Source organism: Streptomyces sclerotialus, from assembly GCF_040907265.1.
Taxonomy (GTDB): domain Bacteria; phylum Actinomycetota; class Actinomycetes; order Streptomycetales; family Streptomycetaceae; genus Streptomyces; species Streptomyces sclerotialus.
Genome location: NZ_JBFOHP010000002.1, coordinates 5843509 through 5859704, shown reverse-complemented (window position 1 = coordinate 5859704; position 16196 = coordinate 5843509). Strand labels below are relative to the sequence as shown.

Here is a 16196-nt window from a genome sequence, read left to right as displayed (position 1 = left end):
CACAGATCGCGGACGTATGCGCGACCGAACAGCCAGGATACTGGACGGGCCGCGATTGACCCAATCCACACCCGGCGGCCCCCGGCGGGGCGCGCCGCCGGGCCGCGCGGGGCCGTCCGTCAGCGCCCCTGCTCGTACTGCCGCAGCTGCTCCAGGTCGATCATGCTGGTGTCGAACAGGCTGGTCTCGTCCAGGGCCGCGGGCTGCTGTCCCTGGTGGTGCGGGGGCTGCTGCGGCTGCCCGCCGTGCGTGAGGTGCTGGTCCCGGTCCTGCTGAGGGACGTACGCACCGGCGTCGTACCCCTGCTGGACCTGCTGGGCCTGCTGCTGCCAGCCGTAGCCGTACGGGTCCTGCTGCTGGGCGTACTGCTGCGGCTGCTGGTAGCCGTACGCGTCCTGGCCGTAGCCCGCCGTGGCGTAGTAGTCCTGCTGCGTGGCGGCCGCGGGGTCCATGGCGGGTGGCGCGAAGGGCTGCCCGGCGGGCTGGGCGGGCGGCGCGGCGGGCACCGGGGGCATCTGGGGGGCCTGGGGAGCCGTGGGCTGCTGGATGCCGGCGAGGTCGGCGAGGTACTCGGCGTCGCCGGACTGCGGCAGGCCCGTCGCGGGGTCGGTGTGCGCCGCGTACTGCGCCCCCAGCTCGTCCGTGGGCTGCGCGCCCAGGAGCTTCTGGCGGCCCCGCCCGACCGCCTCCAGGGTCTTGGTCAGTACGGCCTCGAAGGCGCCGAACTTGGCGTCCACGTACGCGTCGGCCCGCTGCCGCAGCGTCTCCGGGTCCGCGCTGCGCTCGGGCGCCTCGGTGTCCTCGTACCCGTCCTGGTCCAGGCCCGGGCCGCGGCCGAGCAGCTTCTCCCGGCCGCGGTCCACCGAACCGATGGTCTTGGTGAGCACGACCTCGAAGTTGGCGAGCTTGCTGTCGACGTAGTCGTCGGCCTCGGCGCGGATCTCCTCGGCCTCCCGCCGGGCCTCGGCGAGGATGCGGTCGGCCTCCTCCTGCGCCTGCCGGGCGACCTCCGTCCCGGAGATCAGCGAACCGCGCCGGGCGTGCGCCTCCTCGATGATCCGCTCCGCCTCGGCGCGGGCCTCCTCGACCACCTGCTCGCGCCCGCCGAGCAGCTCCTGTGCCTGCGCGAGCGACCCAGGGAGCGCGGCCCGCACCTCTTCGAGCATGGCCAGCAGCTCGGCGCGGTTCACCACGCAGGAGGCCGACATGGGCATGGACCGGGCATGGCCGACGGTCTCGACGATCTCGTCGAGCTTCTTCTGCACGTCCACTGGGGCTCGCCACTCTCTGGGGGATGAAACGACGTAACGGGGACGACTGTACGGCCACCCGCCCTCGCCCCGACACCCACTGACGCCCCGTCAGCCGGACGGCCCTCCGCCGCTTCCGGCGTCACTTCTCCGCGAGGCGCTCGGTGAGGGCTTCGAAGACGAAGTCCGGTACCAGGTGGGAGACGTCGCCGCCCCAGGCCGCGACCTCCTTGACCAGGCTGGACGAGAGGAAGCTGTAGGTGGGGTTGGTCGGGACGAAGAGCGTCTCGACGCCGGAGAGGCCGTTGTTCATCTGGGCCATCTGCAGCTCGTAGTCGAAGTCGCTGACCGCGCGCAGGCCCTTCACGATGGCCGGAATGTCACGCTGCTTGCAGAAGTCGACGAGCAGCCCGTGGAACGCCTCGACCTGGACGTTCCCGTACTCGGCGGTCGCCCGGCGGATCAGGTCGATCCGCTCCTCGACCGTGAACAGGCCCTTCTTGGACTTGTTGATCATCACGGCGACGTGGACCACGTCGTAGAGCTTGGAGGCCCGGGCGATGATGTCCAGGTGCCCATTGGTGACGGGGTCGAACGACCCCGGACAGACGGCACGGCGCACTTCAGGTTCCTCGCTCTCCGATGCGGTCATGACTCGCTTGCCGACGTGGCATCACCGTCGACAGCGTTCCTGCCGGCGCTGCCGCCGGCGTCCTCACCGGCGTTCTCGCACGTCGAAGCGGCGCGACCGTACCAAAGCGTGGCCTCGCCGTAGCGGCGGGACCGCAGACCCTCGAATCCCTCGGGCCAGCGGAATTCCCCGCCTCTGGTGCTCCGCTCCACGGTGGCGAGCGCATCGCCCGTGATCCAGCCTTGCGAGCGGAGTGTGAGGAGGATCTCGCGAAGATCGTCGTCGCTCACGGCGTACGGCGGATCCAGGAAGACGATGTCGTACGGCTCCCCGGAGACCGGCCCGGCGGCGACCTGCTCGGCCTTCGCCGCGCGGAACTCGGCACCCGGCAGGCCGAGGCTGCGGATGTTCTCCCGGATCGTCCGGGCGGCCTTCGCGTCGGCCTCGGCCAGCAGCACGGCCTCGGCCCCGCGGGAGAGCGCCTCCAGGCCGACCGCGCCGGACCCGCCGTACAGGTCCAGCACCCTGGCCCCGGTCAGCGGGCCGTCCAGCGCCTCCCAGGTGGAGAACAGGCCCTCGCGCGCCCGGTCGGAGGTCGGGCGGGTGCCCGTGCCCGGCGGCACGGCCAGGCGCCGGCCGCCGGCCACGCCGGCGATCACGCGGGTCATACGATCTTCGTCCTCAAGCTGTGCGGCCCATGCGGCCCATGGGCGGGGCGGGGCCGGGAGCGGTCCCGCACCCCCACGATATGGCGTGCGCGCCTCACCTGCCGTCGGTCTCCTCCACCCCGCCCACCAGCGCCGGTGAGGCATACCGCGACCAGGACAGGCAGCCGTCCGGCGGGCAGTACTCCGGGCGGCGCGGGTCGTGGCCGAGCTCGCGCAGTTTCGTCCGTACCGAATCGGGCGTACGGCCGAAGCGGGCGGCTATGCGGGCGATGGTCTCGCCGTCGTGGAAACGGCGGGTCAGGTCCTCCTCGTGCTGCGGCACCCACGGGGCGCCGTGCCCGGGGAACAGCTCACGCAGCACGTCCCGGTCCGGTATCGGCTCGGCCACGTCGGCCACCAGCGCGAGCGCCCGCAGGGCGCGGTTCAGCGCGATCCGCAGGGCCGGGACCTCGGTCAGGGGCAGGGTGAGGGCACCGGAGGCGAGGAGCGTCTCGGGAGCGTCCTCGTGCCAGCCGGTGAGGGTGAGGGTGACGGTCGCGTCGTCGTCGCTCGTCAGCTCGATACGGAAGATCTTGTCGCCGAGCGGCAGCTCGTTCAGATGCCGGAATGCCATGAGACGGCCCCCCTGGTCCGCGCACGGCCGGCCGCCGGACGGAGAGATCAGGACCGGCCCGTACGGAATCCAGTCTCCCAGGAGGGTCCGACAACGGGGCCCGCTCTCCCCGGAACGCCCGGCGACGGGGCGGGGCCCGCCCGCGCCGCCTCACCCCTTGTCCAGGTAGCTCTCCCGCTCGGTGTCCAGCAGGGCGTCCAACGCGACCCGCAGCTCGGGGAGTCCGGCCAGCTCCGGGTCCGCCGCCACGGTCGCCGTCGCCTCCTCCCGGGCCGCCTCGATGACGTCCTCGTCCTCGATGACCGCGAGCATCCGCAGGCTGGACCGCACCCCGGACTGCGCCTGTCCCAGCACGTCGCCCTCGCGCCGCTGCTCCAGGTCGATCCGGGACAGCTCGAAGCCGTCCAGGGTGCTCGCCACCGCGCCGAGCCGGGCCCGCGCCGGGCTCGCCTCGGACATCTCCGTCACCAGCAGGCACAGGCCGGGGGCCGAGCCACGGCCGACCCGGCCGCGCAGCTGGTGCAGCTGTGAGACGCCGAACCGGTCCGCATCCATGATCACCATGGCGGTGGCGTTCGGGACGTTCACCCCGACCTCGATGACGGTCGTCGCCACCAGGACGTCCACCTCACCGGCGGCGAACCGGCGCATCACCTCGTCCTTGTCGTCCGGCTGCATCCGGCCGTGCAGCACCTCCACCCGCAGCCCCGCGAGCGGCCCCTTCGCCAGCTGCTCGGCGACGTCCAGCACGGCCAGCGGCGGCCGCTTCTCCGCCTCCTCCGCCGCGGCGTCCTCCTCGGCCTCCTCGCCCTTCTTCTTCGCGCCCTTCGGCTCCTCCTCGTCACCGATCCGCGGGCACACCACGTACGCCTGGTGGCCGCCCTCGACCTCCTCGCGCACCCGCTCCCAGGCGCGCGCGAGGAAGTGCGGCTTGTCCTTGGCCGGCACCACATGGCTGGCGATCGGCGACCGCCCGGCCGGCAACTGGTCCAGTACGGAGGTCTCCAGGTCACCGAAGACCGTCATCGCGACCGTCCGCGGAATGGGCGTGGCCGTCATCACCAGAAGATGCGGCGGCTGCTTGCCCTTGGCGCGCAGCGCGTCCCGCTGCTCCACACCGAAGCGGTGCTGCTCGTCCACCACGACCAGGCCCAGGTCGTGGAACTGCACCTTGTCCTCGATCAGCGCATGCGTGCCGATCACGATGCCGGCCTCGCCCGTGACGAGGTCCAGCAGCGCCTGCTTGCGCGCGGCGGCCCCCATGGAACCGGTCAGCAGCACGACCTTCGTACCGTGCTCCGCTCCCCCGAGCATGCCGCCCTCGGCCAGCTCCCCCATCATCTCCGTGATCGACCGGTGGTGCTGCTGCGCGAGCACCTCGGTCGGCGCCAGCATCGCCGCCTGGCCGCCGGTGTCCACCACGGCGAGCATGGCCCGCAGCGCGACCATGGTCTTCCCGCTGCCCACCTCTCCCTGGAGGAGGCGGTGCATCGGGTGGTCCGTGGCCAGGTCGTCGAAGATCTCGCGGCTGACCTTCTGCTGGCCGTCGGTGAGGGTGAAGGGCAGCCGGGCGTCGAAGGCGTCCAGGATGCCGCCCTCGGTCAACGGGCGGGGCACGGCGGGCAGCTGGGTCTCGGCGAAGCGGCGGCGGGCCAGCGCGACCTGGAGGACGAACGCCTCGTCCCACTTCAGGCGGGCCCGGGCGTCGGCGATGTCGGCCTTGGTGGCGGGCCGGTGCACCTTGAGCAGGGCCTCGGGCAGGGGGATCAGGCCGCGGCCCTCACGGAGCGCGGGCGGCAGCGGGTCGACCGCCTCCCGGGCGCTGGGCAGTACCGCGTCCACCGCCTTGGCGACCTTCCAGGAGGGCATCTTCTGGGCGGCCGGGTAGATCGGCAGGAGCCGGCCCGCGAACGCGTCCACGGCGTCCTCGCCGCCCTCGCCCGCGAGGAGTTCGTACTCGGGGTGGGCGAGCTGGAGCTTGCGGTTGAAGACCGACACCTTGCCCGCGAACATCGCGCGGCGGCCCGGGACCAGGTCGTGCCGCGGCTTGTGGATGCCCTTGCCGAAGAAGACCAGCTGCAGCCGGCCGCTGCCGTCGGTGAGGGTGACCTCCAGGCGCTGGCCCCGGCCGTGGTTGAAGGTGAGCACGCGGGCGTCGGCGACCCGGGCGACGACCGTGACGTGCTCGTCCAGCGGGAGGTCGGCGAGGGTGGTCAGCTCGCCGCGCTCGGCGTACCGGCGGGGGTAGTGGTGCAGCAGATCGCCGACCGTGTGCAGGCCGAGGTGCTCGGCCAGCACCTTCGCGGTGGTGCCGCCGAGGATCTTCTTCAGGGGTTCATCCAGCACGGGTCCATTGCACACCACGCCACTGACAAGCGGCGGGAGGACCGGTGTTCCCGATACCGGGAGGACCGCTGATCCCGGTACCGGGAGGACCGGTGGTCCCGGCACGCGGGGCGGGGCCGCCGCCCCGGGAGCGCTACTCCACGCCGATCAGCAGCAGCGGTGCCGACCGGCCGCCCTCGTAGACGACCGTGTCCACGGCCAGGTGGTGCTCGCGGACGTGGCGTTCGAGGCGTTCGGCCAGTTCCTGGGGGAAGCCGCCGCCGAGTACGAGGGTGACCATCTCGCCGCCCGCCGACAGCATCCGGTCCAGTACGTCGGCCGCGACGGCCGCCGGGTCGGCGCCGATCACCGCGACGTCGCCGTCCACCAGCCCCAGCACGTCACCGGCCTGGCAGACCCCGGCCGTGGTCCAGGACTGCCGTTCGGCGACCGCCAGCTCCCCGTACCGGGTGGCGCCGGCGGCCGCGGTCATGGCCACCACGTCCTCGTCGAACGTGCGCCCGGGCTCGTGGACGGCCAGCGCCGCGATGCCCTGGACCGCGGCCCGGGTGGGGATCACCGCGACGCGTACGCCTTCGGCCCGGGCCTCCCCGGCCGCCGCGGCGGCCGTGTGCCGCAGCTCGGCGTCGTTGGGCAGCAGGACCACCTCGCGGGCGTGCGCCTGCCGGATCGCCTGCACCAGCTCGCCGCTGGCGGGCGGCTCCCCGGGCCGCACGGAGACCACCGTCGCGCCGGCCTCGGTGCACAGGCCGGCCAGCCCGTCCCCGGGCACCACGGCGACCACGGCCCGCTCCACGCGCTCGGGGGCCTTGCCCCGCGTGGCCTCGGCGCCCGCGAAGTGCGTGATGCGGATCCGGTACGGGCGGCCCGCCTCGATGCCCGCCTCGACGGCCGCGCCCGCGTCGTCCACGTGCACATGGACGTGCCACAGGCCGTCCCCGCCGACCACGACCAAGGAGTCACCGAGCCGGTCGAGGCGGGCCCGGAGCCGGGCCACGGCGGCGTCACCGGCCTCCAGCAGATAGATCACCTCGAAGGCGGGGCCGCCGGCGGCGGCGTGCTCGTCGGCGGCCCCGCAGCCGCCGGCCTCGGCGACGACCGCGACCGGGTCCGTACCGGCCCGTACGGCGGGCGCGCCCACCGCGAGCCGTACCCCGCCGGCCGCGGGCGCCCGCTCCCCGGACAGCGCTTCCGCGAGCGCCCCGAGGACGGCGACCAGGCCGCAGCCGCCCGCGTCGACGACCCCGGCCCTGCCCAGCACCGCGAGCTGCCCCGGAGTCGCGTCCAGCGCCTTCCCGGCCCCCTCGTGGGCGGCGCGCGCCACCGCCGCCGCGTCGCCGCCCGGGACGGCGCCCTCGGCGGCGTCCGCCGCCGCCGTCGCCACGGTGAGGACCGTGCCCTCCACCGGGTGCGCCACCGCTTCGTACGTGGACGCGGCGGCCCGCCGCAGTGCACGGGCCAGCGCGTCGGCCGCACTGTGCGCCGCGTCACGTTCCGCCGTACCGGAGGCGGGGGCCGGCGTCTCCGTACCGGGCGCGGGGGCCGCCTCCGGAGGCGCCGCCAGCACTTCCGTCATGCCGCGCAGCAGCTGCGCGAGGATCGTGCCGGAATTGCCGCGCGCCCCGATGAGCGCGCCGTGCGCCATCGCGCCGATGGCGTCGGCGAGGCCGGGCGCTGCGCCGGAGGCGCCATGGCCGTCGAAGGCCGCTTCGACGGCGCGGGCCGCCGATTCCATGGTCAGGTAGAGGTTGGTGCCGGTGTCGCCGTCCGCGACGGGGTAGACGTTGATCGCGTCGATCCGCTCCCGGTCCCGGCCGAGCGCCTCCAAGGCCAGCCCGCACCAGGCACGCACCGCTGCGGCGTCGAGCGTGTGCGGCACGGATGTCCTCCTCGGTAGGGGCCGTGCACCGCAGAGTAGCCGCGGGCGGCGCGTGCACTCGGAGCGGGGCACCGGACGGGCCGTGGTAGTTTCGTAGGGCGGGAGCGGTCGTTGTATGCTGCTCCGGTTGCCCGATGCGAATCGGGCCATTTCCCTCCCGGCACCGCTTGTCGTTCAATGCACTCGGCGCGCTGGGAATTACCGTAAGTGCATCTGAAGTCTTTGGAGTGACCCGTGGCTGCCAACTGCGACGTCTGCGGCAAGGGGCCGGGCTTCGGCAAGAGCGTTTCTCACTCGCACCGCCGCACCAACCGTCGTTGGAACCCCAACATCCAGACGGTGCGCGCTGTGATCGGGCGCACGCCGAAGCGGCTCAACGTCTGCACCTCGTGCATCAAGGCCGGCAAGGTCGCGCGCTGACGTTACGTCGTGGCGCAGCCTGCCGGTTGCCTTGGAGCCGGTCCACCTGAGGGTGGGCCGGCTTTCTGCTGTGCCGGGGGTGCGGGCCGCTCGTACGGAGCGCCCGCACCGGTGCGCAGGCGCCTCCGTAAAGCCCCGGCGCTCAGCGCAGCTGCCAGCCGTGGTCCACGGGGCCGATCCCCTCGCCCAGCCGGAAGCCGGCCGCGATCGCGCCCGTGACGTACTCCTTCGCCGCCGCCACGGCCTCCGGAACGGTGTCGCCGTGCGCCAGCCGCGCAGCGATCGCACTGGCGAGCGTGCAGCCCGTACCGTGCGTGTGGCGGTTGTCGTGGCGCGGGGCACGCAGCCAGTGCTCCTGCTCACCGTCGGTGAGCAGGTCCACCGCGTCGCCCGACAGATGCCCGCCCTTGATCAGCGCCCAGCCCGGACCGAACTCCAGGACGGCCGCCGCGGCCCGCCGCATGTCGGCCTCCTCACGCACCTCCACGCCCGTGAGCTGGGCGACCTCGTCGAGGTTGGGGGTGGCGACCGTCGCGGTCGGCAGCAGCTTCGTACGGACCGCTTCCAGGGCCGTGGCGGCGAGCAGCGCGTCACCGTGCTTCGAGACGCCCACCGGGTCGACGACCACGGGGGCGGAGACCTCACCGAGCAGGGCGGCGACGGTCTCGACCAGTTCCGGCGAGGAGAGCATCCCCGTCTTGACCGCCTGGACGCCGATGTCGTCCACGACGCTGCGGAACTGGGCCCGCACGGCCTCGGCCGGCAGGTCCCACGCGCCCTGCACCCCGAGGGAGTTCTGGGCGGTGACGGCGGTCAGCACGCTCATGCCGTGCGTGCCGAGCGCGAGCATCGTCTTCAGGTCCGCCTGGATCCCCGCGCCGCCGCCGGAGTCGGAGCCGGCGACGGTCAGGACGCGTGGTGGTGTGTACATGCTTCGAATCTAATCGACGGCGGACGGCCGGGGCCCGGAGGCCGTCAGCCGACCACGTCGTCGTCCCCGAAGTGGTCCCAGCCGCCCTTGGTCCAGGGCGCGCCGTCCACCGTCACCTGGGGCAGCGCGGAGGGGTTCAGCACCTCGCCGATGACCTTCCAGCGGGCCGGCAGCTTCACGTCCGGCGGGAACGTCGCCACGATGGCGTGGTCCTCGCCGCCGCTGAGCACCCACTGGAGCGGGTCCACGCCGCAGGCCGTACCGATGTCGGCCATCTGCGAGGGCACGTCGATCTTCTGGGACTGCAGGTCGATACGGACCTTGCTGGCCTCGGCGATGTGCCCGAGGTCGGCGACCAGGCCGTCGCTGACGTCCGTCATGGCGGTCGCGCCGAGCCCGGCGGCCGCGGGGCCCGCGTGGTACGGCGGCTCCGGCCTGCGGTGCGCCTCCACGAAGGCGCGCGGGGAACGGAAGCCGCGGGTGAGGACCGCGTGGCCGGCGGCGGACCAGCCGAGCCAGCCGGTGACCGCGACGACGTCGCCGGGCTGGGCCCCGGAGCGGGTGACCGGCTCGGCGTTGCGCAGGTCGCCGAGGGCGGTGACGGCGACGGTGATGACCTCGCCGCGTACGACGTCGCCGCCGACCACGGCGGCGCCCGCGACCTGGCACTCGTCCCGCAGGCCGTCCATCAGCTCGGTGGCCCAGGTGGCGGGGAGTTCGGCGGGCACGACGAGGCCGAGCAGGATGGCGGTGGGGACCGCGCCCATGGCGGCGATGTCGGCGAGGTTCTGGGCGGCGGCCTTGCGGCCGACGTCGTAGGCGGTGGACCAGTCGCGGCGGAAGTGCCGCCCTTCGAGGAGTACGTCCGTACTGGCCACGACCCGGCGGTCCGGCGCGGTGACCACGGCGGCGTCGTCGCCCGGTCCGATGCGTACGGCCGGGGTGGAGGTGAGCCGCGAGGTCAGCTCTCTGATGAGGCCGAACTCCCCCAACTCGCCCACGGTGCCCTTCATGCTGTTGCCCTTCCCATGCGTACGGACCTTCCGTACTCCACTGACGCGTCGCGCACGGCCGACGCCGCCTTGCCGGACGGCCGCGCTCCGGATGACGCGTTCCGCGCCGGCGGCCGCCAACTGTTCGCCGCGTCGGCCGCGCGGGTCTCCCCGCTCCGCTCGGCGACGCGGTACCGTGGCGTCCCTTCTTCCCACATGATCCTCGAAGCCGCCCTGGAGGTCCCGTGGTACAGGCCTACATCCTGATCCAGACCGAGGTCGGCAAGGCCTCCGCGGTCGCCGAAGTGATCGCCAAGCTGCCCGGTGTGATCCAGGCCGAGGACGTGACCGGCCCCTACGACGTGATCGTGCGTGCCCAGGCTGACACGGTCGACGATCTCGGCCGCATGGTGGTCGCCAAGGTCCAGCAGGTGGACGGCATCACGCGCACCCTTACCTGCCCGGTCGTCCATATCTAGTCCCCCGTATGCTCGGCCGGGTGAAATCCTCGCCCCGCCGGTCACTCGCTCCGCCCCTGCTCGCCGTGCTGATCACCGCGGTGGGCTGTGCCCCGTCCGACGACTCGGCAAGCGTGGCGGTTCCCGCCCCGAAGGGGGAACCCGCCCGGCTCTGCCGGGCGCTGCACGGAGAACTGCCCGACGCCGTGGACGGCCTGAAGCGGCGGACCGCCGATCCCGTCTCCGACTTCACCGCGGTGTGGGGGACGCCCGCCGTGCGTCTGCGCTGCGGCGTGCCGAAGCCCGAGGTCCTGCAGCGTGGTAATGAACATTACAACCCGCTGCAGGACGCGGCGAAAATCAACGGCGTCGAGTGGGTCTTCGAGAAGCAGGACGACGGCTATCGCTTCACGACCGTGCTGCGCCGGGCGTACGTCGAGGTGACGGTGCCGGGGACGTACGCGCCCGAGGTCGACGTCCTCACCGACCTGGCATCGGCCGTGAAGAAGACCGTGCCGGTCGGGGTCGTGTAGGTCACGCCCCGACCGGGAGCGGCCCAGCCTCAGCGCAGGCCCGTGGAGCGGCGCAGCGCCGCCTGGATGAGCCGGTCCACCAGCTCGGGGTAGCTCACGCCGGACTCCTGCCACATCCGCGGGTACATCGAGATGGGCGTGAAGCCGGGCAGCGTGTTGATCTCGTTGATGACGAACTCGCCGTCGTCCTGCAGGAAGAAGTCGGCGCGCACCAGGCCCTCGCAGGACGCCGCCTCGAAGGCCTCGACGGCCAGCTCCTGGACGCGCGCGGTCTGCTCCTCGGTGAGCGGCGCGGGCACCAGTCCGGTGGCCGAGTCGATGTACTTGGCCTCGAAGTCGTAGAAGTCGTGCGCGGTGACCGGCGGGATCTCGGCGGGGACGCTGGCCCGGGGGCCGTCCTCGAACTCCAGCACACCGCACTCGATCTCGCGGCCGCTCAGCAGCGACTCGACCAGGATCTTCGGGTCGTGGCGGCGGGCCTCCTCGATGGCCTCGTCCAGCCCGGCGAGATCGTCCACCTTGGAGATGCCCATGGAGGAGCCGGCGCGGGCGGGCTTCACGAACAGCGGCCAGCCGTGCTCACCGGCGAAGTCCACGATCTTCTTGCGTGCCGCCGCGGGGTCCTGCTCCCACTCGCGCGGGCGGATGACCTCGTACGGGCCGACCGGCAGCCCGAAGGAGGCGAACACCCGCTTCATGTAGTCCTTGTCCTGGCCGACGGCCGAGGCGAGCACGCCGGAGCCCACGTAGGGCACGCCGGACAGCTCCAGGAGGCCCTGGAGGGTGCCGTCCTCGCCGTACGGGCCGTGCAGCACGGGGAAGACCACGTCGACGTCACCGAGGGCCTTGGGCACCGCGCCGGGTTCGCTGTAGACGACCTCACGGGTGGTGGGGTCGACCGGCAGGACCACGGCGCCGTCGGCGGACTCGGCCAGCTCCGCGACGCTCGGCAGCTTCCGGTCCGTGATGGCCATCCGCTCCGGATCGTCGGCGGTCAGCGCCCAGCGGCCGTCCGTCGTGATGCCGATCGGCAGCACGTCGTACTTCTCGCGGTCGATGGCGCTCAGGACGGCGCCCGCCGTGACCACGGAGATGGCGTGCTCGGAGCTGCGCCCGCCGAACACGACGGCGACGCGGGGCTTCTGGGAGGAGGTCTCGCTGCTCATATCGGACCGAGACTACCTGTTGGTACGGCCGATGCGAACGTCCTGGGCGGCGTGGGGCGCTTCTATGGGCCAGGCCCCCGCGTCCCCCGCGTCCCTGGCAGGGCCCCTCCCTCTCCCCGGACCAGCGGGAGAGCTCCCGTACCCGTGGCCAAGGCCCCTCCCCCACCTCCACCACACATGCCGCGAAGGTAGCGCTCACGGTGCGTGGCCGTGGGGGCCTGTGGACAAGCTCCGGTTCGTCAGGGCCTGTGGAAAACCACCGGTTCAGTGCCGCTCCGGCTTCGCCGACCGCGACATCAGTTCCTTCAGGGCCACCAGCGGCGGCTTGCCCTCGTGGACGATGTTCACCACCGTCTCGGTGATGGGCATCTCCACCCCGTGCCGGCGGGCCAGATCCAGCACCGACTCACACGACTTCACGCCCTCGGCCGTCTGCTTCGTGACGGCGATGGTCTCCTCCAGCGTCATGCCGCGGCCGAGGTTGGTGCCGAAGGTGTGGTTGCGGGAGAGCGGTGAGGAGCAGGTGGCGACCAGGTCGCCCATGCCCGCCAGCCCCGCGAACGTGGCCGGGTCCGCACCCAGCGCGAGGCCGAGCCGGCTGGTCTCGGCGAGACCACGCGTGATCAGCGACGCCTTGGCGTTGTCGCCCAGCCCCATGCCGTCCGCGATGCCGACCGCGAGCCCGATGACGTTCTTCACCGCGCCGCCCAGCTCCGCGCCCACCACGTCGGTGTTGGTGTACGGGCGGAAGTACGGGGTGTGGCAGGCGGCCTGCAGGCGGGTGGCGACGGCCTCGTCGGTACAGGCGACGACCGCGGCGGCGGGCTGCCGGGCGGCGATCTCCTTGGCGAGGTTCGGTCCGGTCAGCACGGCCACCCGCCCGGCGGGCACCTTGGCGACCTCTTCGATGACCTCGCTCATCCGCTTGGCCGTACCGAGCTCGACGCCCTTCATCAGGGACACCAGGACGGTGTCGGAGGGCAGCAGCGGCGCCCAGTCGGCGAGGTTGGCCCGCAGCGTCTGGGAAGGCACCGCCAGCACGGCGAACTCCGCGCCCTCGGCGGCCTCGGCGGGATCGGTGGTGGCCCGTACGGTCTGCGGCAGCTCCACACCCGGAAGGTAGTCGGGGTTGGTGCGGGTCGTGTTGACGGCCTCGGCGAGCTCCGGGCGGCGGCCCCACAGGGTCACCTCGCAGCCCGCGTCGGCCAGCACCATGGCGAATGCGGTGCCCCACGACCCCGTGCCGTAGACGGCGCAGCGCGTCACTTGCCTTCATCCTCCTGAGTACGGCCGGACGCGTCGTCCCGCCGCTGCATCTGCTGGGTCTTGCGGCGCTGTTCGGCGCGTGCCTTCCGGTGGTCGTACGGCTCGGCGGGCGCGGGCTCGTCGCGGACCTCGGCCAGGATGGCGGTCACCGCTGCCATGATGCGGTCGGTGACGGCGCGCAGCACCTCGGCGGTGGGCTCCTGGCCGTAGAACTCGTCCAGGTCGACCGGCGGGCCCGCCTTCACGCGCAGTGTCTTGCGCGGGAAGAGGCGGAGCTTCTTCTCCTTGGCGTACGGCGGCATCGCCTCGTTGGCGCCCCACTGGGCGACCGGGATGACGGGTGCCTTGGTGAGCAGCGCGACCCGGGCGGCGCCGGTCTTGCCCTGCATGGGCCACATGTCGGGGTCCCGGGTGAGGGTGCCTTCGGGGTAGAAGGCGACGCACTCGCCCCGGTTGATGGCGTCCACGGCGGCCCGGAAGGCGGTGGCCGCGTCGGTGGACTCGCGGTACACGGGGATCTGTCCCGTGCCGCGCATGACCGCGCCGACGAAGCCGCCCTTGAAGAGGCCGGCCTTGGCGAGGAAACGCGGGACCCGTCCGCTGTTGTACTGATAGTGCGCGTAGGAGAGCGGGTCGAGATACGAGTTGTGGTTGACCGCGGTGATGAATCCGCCTTCGGCCGGAATGTTCTCCATTCCCTGCCAGTCCCGCTTGAACAGCACCACGAGCGGCGGTTTTGCGATGACCGCGGCGAGGCGGTACCAGAAGCCGATTCTGTGGCGGGACACTCGGACACCCTCCTTGTGGGAACTGCTGAGCTGCGGCGACCCGGCAGCCGCACAAGTGTCGCCCCCGGTACCCGGTCTGTCGAGGACACCGTAACCCCGCGCCCTGCTGTGGACGGCGGCAGCGGGTGACAATGCTGCCGATGCGAGAAGAAGGAGCGGACGCGGTGTGGAGCCTGGTGGTGCCCCTGAAACCGCTGGTGCGGGCCAAGAGCAGGCTGTCCGCGGCGGCGGACGCCCGCTTCCGGCCCCGGTTGGCGCTGGCGTTCGCCCTGGACACGGTGGCTGCGGCGCTGGAGTGCCCGGTGGTGAGCGGTGTGGCGGTTGTCACGGACGATCCGCTGGCCGGTGAGGGTCTCGCGGCGCTGGGGGCGCGGATTGTGGCCGATGTACCGGCGGCGGGGCTGAATCCGGCGATCGCGTACGGGGCGCGGGCGGTGCGTGCGCAGCGTCCGGATGCTGCGGTGGCGGCGCTGAACGCGGACCTGCCCGCGCTGCGCCCGGCGGAACTGGAACGGGTGCTCACGGCGGCCGCACAATTTCCCCGCGCATTTCTCGCGGATGCGGCGGAAATCGGTACGACGCTGCTGACGGCCGCGCCGGGGACGGAATTGGCACCGGCATTCGGTGGCGCTTCGCGGGCCCGTCACACGGCTTCCGGCGCTCAGGAGATCACTTTGTCCGACGTGCGGTCCGTACGGCAGGACGTGGACACACCGGAGGATCTCCGGGCGGCGCTGGAATTGGGCGTGGGCGCGCGGACGGCCCGGCACACGGCGGCCATCTCGGCGGGAATAGCGGCGCTGGGCGCGCAGGGGGCCTGAGCGGGGCCCGGCAGGCCGCTCAGAAGGTCTGGAGCGTGACCAGGGTGATCCGGCGCTCCCCGGCCTCTTCCGTCACGTCGATACGGACCCGCTGGCCGGGCCTGAGCAGCCGCAGGCCGCCCGCCTCGAAGGCGGTGGCGTCGAAGGGCAGCGGGGTGCCGTCGTCGAGCAGCACGCTGCCCGTGCGGCTGTCGGCGTCGTAGGTGTATGCGGTGGCCTGCATGGTCAGAGCCTAATCGGGAGGGGCGTGGACGACGCACCGCGGGCCGGGCTCCCCAGGGGAGCCCGGCCCGTCGCGAGGTTCCGCCGGACGGTCAGCGCTTGCGCGCGGTGGTCTTCTTGGCGGTGGTCTTGCGGGCGGTGGTCTTCTTGGCCGGCGCCTTCTTCGCGGTGGCCTTCTTGGCCGGTGCGGTCTTCTTGGCGGTGGTCTTCTTCGCCGCGGTCGCCGTCTTCTTCGCCGGGGTGGTCTTCTTGGCGGTGGTGGCGGTCTTCTTGGCCGGGGTCGCCTTCTTGGCGGTGGTGGCCTTCTTCGCCGTGGTGGTCTTCTTCGCGGGCGTGGTCTTCTTCGCCGCGGTGGTCTTCTTCGCCGCCGTGGTGGTCTTCTTCGCCGCCGACTTCTTGGCGGTGGCCTTCTTGGCGGCGGCCTTGGCGGTGGTACGGGTCGAGGAGCCGCCCGAAAGGCTGCCCTTGGGGGCCTTCTTGACGGCCACGTCGTTCTTCGGGAGCTTCTTCGAGCCGCTGACCAGGTCCTTGAAGCCCTGTCCTGCGCGGAATCGCGGCACGGAGGTCTTCTTCACGCGTACCCGCTCACCCGTCTGCGGGTTACGGGCGTAACGGGCCGGGCGGTCGACCTTCTCGAACGAGCCGAATCCGGTGACCGAAACGCGGTCGCCGCCGACCACGGCGCGGACGATGGCGTCCAGGACCGCGTCGACCGCGTCCGCGGCGTTCTGACGTCCGCCGAGCTTGTCGGCAATGGCTTCTACGAGCTGCGCCTTGTTCACGTCTTCCCCTTCGGAGACATTGCTGGAACGAATGTGTTCAAGCTTTTTCGCACGTTAGGCAGATATATACCGCAAATCAAACACGAAACGGGCTAATCACCCTTGTGCCGCAACGAACTCGACCGTCACGGAGTTCCGTCGGCATCGACATCTTCGGGATAACGGCCTTCGTCGAGGTCGTTCATGAACCGCTCCAGACGCCGTGCCGCGCCGGCGAGATCGTGTTTCGCCGCAGCCGTGATGACGAGCAGCTTCCGGGTCAGCGCCATCCGTACGCCCTCCGGGACTTGCAGTGTCCGCACTCTTGTGTGTGCGGCCTTGAGGCGGTCGGCGACGAGACCGTAGAGCTCCAGTTGGCCGTCGCGTTCCATGCGCTAATTGTGCCATCTGCGGTGAGTTGTCGCTTCACGGGGCCTCAACACGCCACTCA

General features: G+C 72.3%; 18 protein-coding genes. 4 read left to right on the top strand and 14 right to left on the bottom strand.

Features of this window, described 5'->3' with window-relative positions:
• Positions 1–119: 119 nt before the first annotated feature.
• From AAC944_RS26040 to AAC944_RS26015, 6 genes are all read right to left on the bottom strand, one after another.
• A complete protein-coding gene (locus tag AAC944_RS26040; RefSeq protein WP_030623678.1) occupies positions 120–1271 on the bottom strand; it encodes a F0F1 ATP synthase subunit B in 1152 nt (383 codons plus the stop codon).
• A 121-nt stretch (positions 1272–1392) separates the two neighbouring features.
• Positions 1393–1902 (bottom strand): pantetheine-phosphate adenylyltransferase, encoded by a 510-nt coding sequence (gene coaD, locus AAC944_RS26035; RefSeq protein ID WP_030623681.1) that lies wholly within the window; start codon positions 1900–1902, stop codon positions 1393–1395.
• Entirely contained in the window at positions 1899–2549 is a 651-nt protein-coding gene (gene rsmD, locus AAC944_RS26030; protein WP_051872383.1) for a 16S rRNA (guanine(966)-N(2))-methyltransferase RsmD, read from the bottom strand. The genes coaD and rsmD overlap by 4 nt, the downstream gene beginning before the upstream one ends.
• 94 nt (positions 2550–2643) lie before the next feature.
• Positions 2644–3162 (bottom strand): hypothetical protein, encoded by a 519-nt coding sequence (locus tag AAC944_RS26025; RefSeq protein WP_030623686.1) that lies wholly within the window; start codon positions 3160–3162, stop codon positions 2644–2646.
• A 150-nt stretch (positions 3163–3312) separates the two neighbouring features.
• Positions 3313–5508, bottom strand: coding sequence for an ATP-dependent DNA helicase RecG (gene recG, locus AAC944_RS26020; RefSeq protein ID WP_037773441.1), 2196 nt, complete (start codon positions 5506–5508; stop codon positions 3313–3315).
• A 133-nt stretch (positions 5509–5641) separates the two neighbouring features.
• Positions 5642–7387, bottom strand: coding sequence for a DAK2 domain-containing protein (locus AAC944_RS26015; RefSeq protein WP_030623690.1), 1746 nt, complete (start codon positions 7385–7387; stop codon positions 5642–5644).
• Positions 7388–7621: 234 nt separating this feature from the next.
• Here AAC944_RS26015 and rpmB point away from each other — a divergent pair, with 234 nt between their 5' ends.
• Complete coding sequence (rpmB, locus tag AAC944_RS26010) at positions 7622–7807, top strand: 50S ribosomal protein L28 (protein WP_030267048.1); 186 nt, start codon at positions 7622–7624, stop codon at positions 7805–7807.
• 142 nt (positions 7808–7949) lie between these two features.
• On the opposite strand, the gene thiD is transcribed toward rpmB, so the two are convergent.
• Positions 7950–8738: a bifunctional hydroxymethylpyrimidine kinase/phosphomethylpyrimidine kinase gene (gene thiD, locus AAC944_RS26005; RefSeq protein ID WP_030623693.1), complete on the bottom strand. Its 789-nt coding sequence runs from the start codon at positions 8736–8738 to the stop codon at positions 7950–7952.
• A gap of 44 nt (positions 8739–8782) precedes the next feature.
• Entirely contained in the window at positions 8783–9751 is a 969-nt protein-coding gene (locus AAC944_RS26000; RefSeq protein ID WP_030623696.1) for a thiamine-phosphate kinase, read from the bottom strand.
• Positions 9752–9975: 224 nt separating this feature from the next.
• Here AAC944_RS26000 and AAC944_RS25995 point away from each other — a divergent pair, with 224 nt between their 5' ends.
• A complete protein-coding gene (locus AAC944_RS25995) occupies positions 9976–10209 on the top strand; it encodes an Lrp/AsnC family transcriptional regulator (protein ID WP_030267036.1) in 234 nt (77 codons plus the stop codon).
• An 8-nt stretch (positions 10210–10217) separates the two neighbouring features.
• Positions 10218–10721, top strand: a complete 504-nt coding sequence (locus tag AAC944_RS25990; protein ID WP_030623699.1) for a DUF3515 domain-containing protein — start codon at positions 10218–10220, stop codon at positions 10719–10721.
• Positions 10722–10750: 29 nt separating this feature from the next.
• Here AAC944_RS25990 and AAC944_RS25985 read toward each other — a convergent pair whose 3' ends face one another.
• The 3 genes from AAC944_RS25985 to AAC944_RS25975 form a co-directional block, all read right to left on the bottom strand.
• Positions 10751–11887 carry a D-alanine--D-alanine ligase family protein gene (locus AAC944_RS25985; protein WP_030623702.1) on the bottom strand — a complete coding sequence of 379 codons (1137 nt, stop codon included), beginning with the start codon at positions 11885–11887 and terminating at the stop codon, positions 10751–10753.
• A 264-nt stretch (positions 11888–12151) separates the two neighbouring features.
• Positions 12152–13153 (bottom strand): NAD(P)H-dependent glycerol-3-phosphate dehydrogenase, encoded by a 1002-nt coding sequence (locus AAC944_RS25980; protein WP_030623704.1) that lies wholly within the window; start codon positions 13151–13153, stop codon positions 12152–12154.
• Complete coding sequence (locus tag AAC944_RS25975) at positions 13150–13941, bottom strand: lysophospholipid acyltransferase family protein (RefSeq protein WP_368396451.1); 792 nt, start codon at positions 13939–13941, stop codon at positions 13150–13152. Before AAC944_RS25975 ends, AAC944_RS25980 begins: the two co-directional genes overlap by 4 nt.
• Positions 13942–14081: 140 nt before the next feature.
• On the opposite strand from AAC944_RS25975, the gene cofC reads away from it, so the two are divergent.
• Complete coding sequence (gene cofC / locus AAC944_RS25970; protein ID WP_030624300.1) at positions 14082–14762, top strand: 2-phospho-L-lactate guanylyltransferase; 681 nt, start codon at positions 14082–14084, stop codon at positions 14760–14762.
• Positions 14763–14781: 19 nt separating this feature from the next.
• On the opposite strand, the gene AAC944_RS25965 is transcribed toward cofC, so the two are convergent.
• From AAC944_RS25965 to AAC944_RS25955, 3 genes are all read right to left on the bottom strand, one after another.
• The gene (locus AAC944_RS25965; protein WP_030624303.1) at positions 14782–14985 is read right to left on the bottom strand and encodes a hypothetical protein; all 204 of its coding nucleotides are present in this window, start codon (positions 14983–14985) and stop codon (positions 14782–14784) included.
• Between the two features lie 91 nt (positions 14986–15076).
• On the bottom strand, positions 15077–15766 hold the full coding sequence (locus tag AAC944_RS25960; protein ID WP_030624306.1) for an HU family DNA-binding protein: 690 nt from the start codon (positions 15764–15766) through the stop codon (positions 15077–15079).
• A 125-nt stretch (positions 15767–15891) separates the two neighbouring features.
• Positions 15892–16137 (bottom strand): SCO5555 family protein, encoded by a 246-nt coding sequence (locus AAC944_RS25955; protein WP_030267010.1) that lies wholly within the window; start codon positions 16135–16137, stop codon positions 15892–15894.
• Positions 16138–16196 lie beyond the last annotated feature (59 nt).

Bases quoted from the DNA above. Each gene is read 5' to 3' on its own strand.
- AAC944_RS25955 (WP_030267010.1), bottom strand. From the start codon at position 16,137: ATGGAACGCGACGGCCAACTGGAGCTCTACGGTCTCGTCGCCGACCGC.
- coaD (WP_030623681.1), bottom strand. From the start codon at position 1,902: ATGACCGCATCGGAGAGCGAGGAACCTGAAGTGCGCCGTGCCGTCTGT.
- AAC944_RS26025 (WP_030623686.1), bottom strand. From the start codon at position 3,162: ATGGCATTCCGGCATCTGAACGAGCTGCCGCTCGGCGACAAGATCTTC.
- AAC944_RS25985 (WP_030623702.1), bottom strand. From the start codon at position 11,887: ATGAGCAGCGAGACCTCCTCCCAGAAGCCCCGCGTCGCCGTCGTGTTC.
- cofC (WP_030624300.1), top strand. From the start codon at position 14,082: ATGCGAGAAGAAGGAGCGGACGCGGTGTGGAGCCTGGTGGTGCCCCTG.
- AAC944_RS25965 (WP_030624303.1), bottom strand. From the start codon at position 14,985: ATGCAGGCCACCGCATACACCTACGACGCCGACAGCCGCACGGGCAGC.
- AAC944_RS26000 (WP_030623696.1), bottom strand. From the start codon at position 9,751: ATGAAGGGCACCGTGGGCGAGTTGGGGGAGTTCGGCCTCATCAGAGAG.
- rsmD (WP_051872383.1), bottom strand. From the start codon at position 2,549: ATGACCCGCGTGATCGCCGGCGTGGCCGGCGGCCGGCGCCTGGCCGTG.
- AAC944_RS25990 (WP_030623699.1), top strand. From the start codon at position 10,218: ATGCTCGGCCGGGTGAAATCCTCGCCCCGCCGGTCACTCGCTCCGCCC.
- thiD (WP_030623693.1), bottom strand. From the start codon at position 8,738: ATGTACACACCACCACGCGTCCTGACCGTCGCCGGCTCCGACTCCGGC.